General features: G+C 68.1%; 2 protein-coding genes and 1 pseudogene. 2 read left to right on the top strand and 1 reads right to left on the bottom strand.

Translation table 11 applies throughout. The features are described from left to right. A pseudogene (locus RMO97_RS10795) lies at nt 1–295 on the top strand (hypothetical protein); the annotation flags it as partial. A 462-nt stretch (nt 296–757) separates the two neighbouring features. Then, nucleotides 758–3205 carry a type I secretion C-terminal target domain-containing protein gene (locus tag RMO97_RS10790; RefSeq protein ID WP_310540964.1) on the top strand — a complete coding sequence of 816 codons (2448 nt, stop codon included), beginning with the start codon at nt 758–760 and terminating at the stop codon, nt 3203–3205. Between the two features lie 20 nt (nt 3206–3225). Here the strand turns inward: RMO97_RS10790 and RMO97_RS10785 are convergent. Continuing rightward, the coding region (locus RMO97_RS10785) for a chemotaxis protein CheE (protein ID WP_310540963.1) at nt 3226–3592 on the bottom strand (367 nt) is incomplete at its 5' end.

The following is a 3592-nucleotide window of genomic DNA, read 5'->3' as shown; positions in this document are numbered from 1 at the left end:
GCTGACCATTCCGCTGGCGCAAGGGGCGGCCACGGTAAAGATCGAGCCCATCGCCACCTTCCTGATGCGCGGCATCGGCTACGGCGGAGACTGGCGCCACGGCGCGCTCAGGGGTGAACTGGACGTGGCGCGCGAGGACCTAGACAGCCAGGGCTTCGACCCCGCCGACCCCGCCAACCTGCACATCCAGGCCATCAGCCGCGCCACGCTCTCGATGCCGGGCCAGGACGACCAGATGGGCGTCGGCGTCTTCGAACAACTGATCCTGGGACCGTACAGGCCGCTGGGGTTTTAGGGGGTGGGCGGAAGCGGCGTCGGCCGTCCCAGCAGGCCCCGTCTCCTCCCAGTCGGGCTATCGGATGCTCACATCTAAGGCCGTAACCGGCCTTCTCCCCCTGCGGGAGAAGGTGGGCCGCGCGAGCGGCTCGGATGAGGGGTCACGCGGCGATCAGTTTAATAGACAGAGCCTTGTCGGGGCGGGGCCATCCACCCCTCATCCGACCTGCTACGCAGTCCACCTTCTCCCACAAGGGAAGAAGGGTGCGCCCAGTAGGCTGTAGTATGCACGGTTTCCGAGACTTGTGAATCCGGTAGCCCCGTCGGGGGAGGATAAGGGGCTGCCGGCGAACACCCACGCCGCCCGCTGCGACAAGATGCGCAGTCCGCCACGCCTCCGCCACGCCTCCGCCGTAGGAACCGCTTTATCGTCAGCTTGTTACCTCCCCTGTGCGCCCGCTGGCCGCAGCGGAGAATCCCCATGCCCCTCGTCACCCGACCTATGCTTGTGAACGTGGATCAAAGCGGCGTCCGGCGAGAGATCGCCACGATTTCCGTCGACAGCACCAGCGACGGCGGGCGGGTTCTGGTGGGGGTCACAGATCCCGCGTTCTCGGGTGTGATCGCCAAGCCGCAATACTTTTTGAAAGATTTCGGAACGGGCGTCTTCTCGCTGGCCTCGTCGTATGGGGGCGACCGGCCGGTCCTCGAAGGCGAACTGAGCGCCGACGGCGCCAAGATCCTGTTCGTCAGCGCCGCCAGCAACCTGGTGAACAACGACACCAACGGCGCCCCGGACCTGTTCGTGAACGCCTCCGTTTTCAGGACCAATGTCCGCGTCAACACCTCCAGCAGCGGCGAGCAGGACAACGGCGGCGCTCTGGTGGGCGGCGCGGACCTCGCGGAAGGCGGTCGCTACGTGGCGTTCACCAGTCTCGGGAGCAATCTTGCGCCGGGCGACGGCAACGGCCGGTTCGATGTGTTTCGCAAGGATCTGCAGACGGGCGAAACAGTCCTGGTGTCAACGGCGGCGACCGGAGGTTCTTCAAACGGCGTCTCCGTCGGCCCCGCGATATCGGCCGATGGTCGCATCGTGGCGTTCCGCAGCGACGCGGCGAACCTGCCTCAACCCGATCCGAACGGCGGCCCGCAGGTTTACTGGAAGGACACGGCCACCGGCGAAATTCGCCGGGTATCCACGGCCGAGGGGGGCGCCACGCCGCCTGGAAGCACCCTCAATGTCGACCTCTCGGCTGACGGTCGGTTTGTGGCCTTTAGCACCAACGCGGCGCTGACCCCGGGCGACACGAACGGCCAGTACGATATCTATCTTCGCGACATGGCCACCGGGCAGCTCCAGCGCGTGTCCCAATTTGCCAACGGCGACCCGACGCCGGGCAACGCGGCCGCCCCCACTATCTCCAGCGGTGGCCAGTTCGTGGCGTTCGAGGCCAACCGCCAGATCTATGTGAAGGACGTGCGGTCCGGCGAACTGACCCTGGTGACCAGCGGTCGGGATGGGAGCGCGGGCAACGGCCCCAGCTACGGCGCACAGTTTTCCGGCGACTTCCTCACTTTTATCTCGCAGGCGCCCAATCTCGCCTCCGTCTCAGGGATCAACGCCTACATCGTCGGCGTCGGCGCGCCGGTCACCACGGCGCCGGAGGCGCCCGGCCGTGTGCTGGTGTCGGACAGCTACGGCGACTGGCTGATCGGGGCGTCCGGCGCCGACACGATCTACGCCGGCGGCGGGCCGGACAGCCTGACCGGCGGGGGCGGCCGTGACGTCTTCGTGTTCCGGGAGGTGCCGTTCAACGCCGGCCGTATCACCGACTTCAGCGTGGGCCAGGACAAGCTGGATATCTCGGCGCTGTTCCGGGCCAGCGGCTACGCCGGCACAGACCCTGTGGCGGATGCGTATCTGCGGTTCGAATCCGACGGTTCGGGCGGAACCCAGGTGATCTACGACACGGACGGCGCAGCGTCCGGCAACACCCTCGGTTTCATCGTGACGCGCCTGAACGGCGTCGCCCCGGCGGGTCTGAAAGCGAGCGACATCCTGGGGTCCGACGCGCCCGACGCCCCGCCGCCGGAAGGGGGCGAGGGCAGGGTCATCACCTCGGCCCGGGACGGTGACATCCTTGTCGGCGGTCAGGGCAATGACACCCTCAACGCCGGCCAGGGCCGCGACGTCCTGACGGGCAACGGCGGCGGCGATGCGTTCGTGTTCAAGGCGCTGCCATGGAACGCTGGACGTATCACTGACTTCGCCCTGGGCGCGGACAGGCTGGACCTTTCGGCCATCTTCCAGGCCAGCGGATACGCGGGCGCCGACCCGGTGGCCGACGGCCGCATGCGGTTCGAGAGCGATGCGGTGGGAGGCACGCGGGTCTATTTTGACAACGATGCGCCGGGCAGCGGAGACTGGCCGTTCCTGATCACCACGCTCGACGGCATCTCGCCGGTGGGCCTGACCTGGGGCCAGCTGTCCCGGGGCGCCGCGGCGCCGCCCGCGCCCGCGCCGGGCGGCAACGGCAGCGTGCTGACCTGGAGCCGGCAAGGCGACACGCTGGTCGGAGGCGCCGGCGCCGATACCTTGAACGGCAGTCAGGGTCCCGATCAGCTCACCGGCGGCGCCGGCGGCGATCTCTTCGCGTGGGCGCAGACGCCGTGGCGGGCCGGTCATGTCACGGACTTTACGCCCGGCGCCGACAAGCTTGACCTAAGCCTGTTGTTCGACGCTTCTGACTATGCGGGAACCGATCCGGTTCGCGATGGTCGTCTCGAGTTTCGTGGCGACGGCCTTGGAAACACTCAGGTCTACTTCGACCGGGACGCCCCTCGCGTAGGCGACTGGCCCTTCCTGATCACAACGCTGGATAAGGTCCGGCCCGATCAGATCGGGAGTGGGGACTGGTTGTTCCAGTAGGTCGGCACGTCGACGGCTGTCTACCCTGATGCCGCCTCATCCGCGTCGCCGACCCGCTTGGTCAGGACGTTGCCCAGGCCAGAGAGCACCGAGGCCCGCTGCGCCGCCGTCAGCTTCTGGCCGCTGCTGCGCAGCAGTTTCAGCGCCGCCAGGTGCACGTCCACCGAGGCCCAGTCCAGGGCGCCGCGCGCGCGGCTGCGGGCCACCATCTCGCAGATGGCCCGCGCGCCATCGTCGATGCCGGATTCCGGCAGGCCCATGCCGACGTCGATGATCCGCGACGACAGCGTGTAGAGATCCTCGAACGGCTCGGCGGCGCGCCCCGACGCGCCGGTCCCGAACCGCCGTTCGATCTCCGCCATGTGGGTGTCGATGGCCTCGAGGCAG

Origin of the sequence: Phenylobacterium sp. (assembly GCF_031425575.1) — a bacterium.
Classification (GTDB): Bacteria; Pseudomonadota; Alphaproteobacteria; order Caulobacterales; family Caulobacteraceae; genus Phenylobacterium.
The sequence above is the reverse complement of the archived record's forward strand: the minus strand, read 5'-3'. Positions and strand labels throughout refer to the sequence as shown.

Excerpts from the sequence above, each read along its gene's own strand:
- RMO97_RS10790 (WP_310540964.1), top strand. The coding sequence starts at position 758 with ATGCCCCTCGTCACCCGACCTATGCTTGTGAACGTGGATCAAAGCGGC.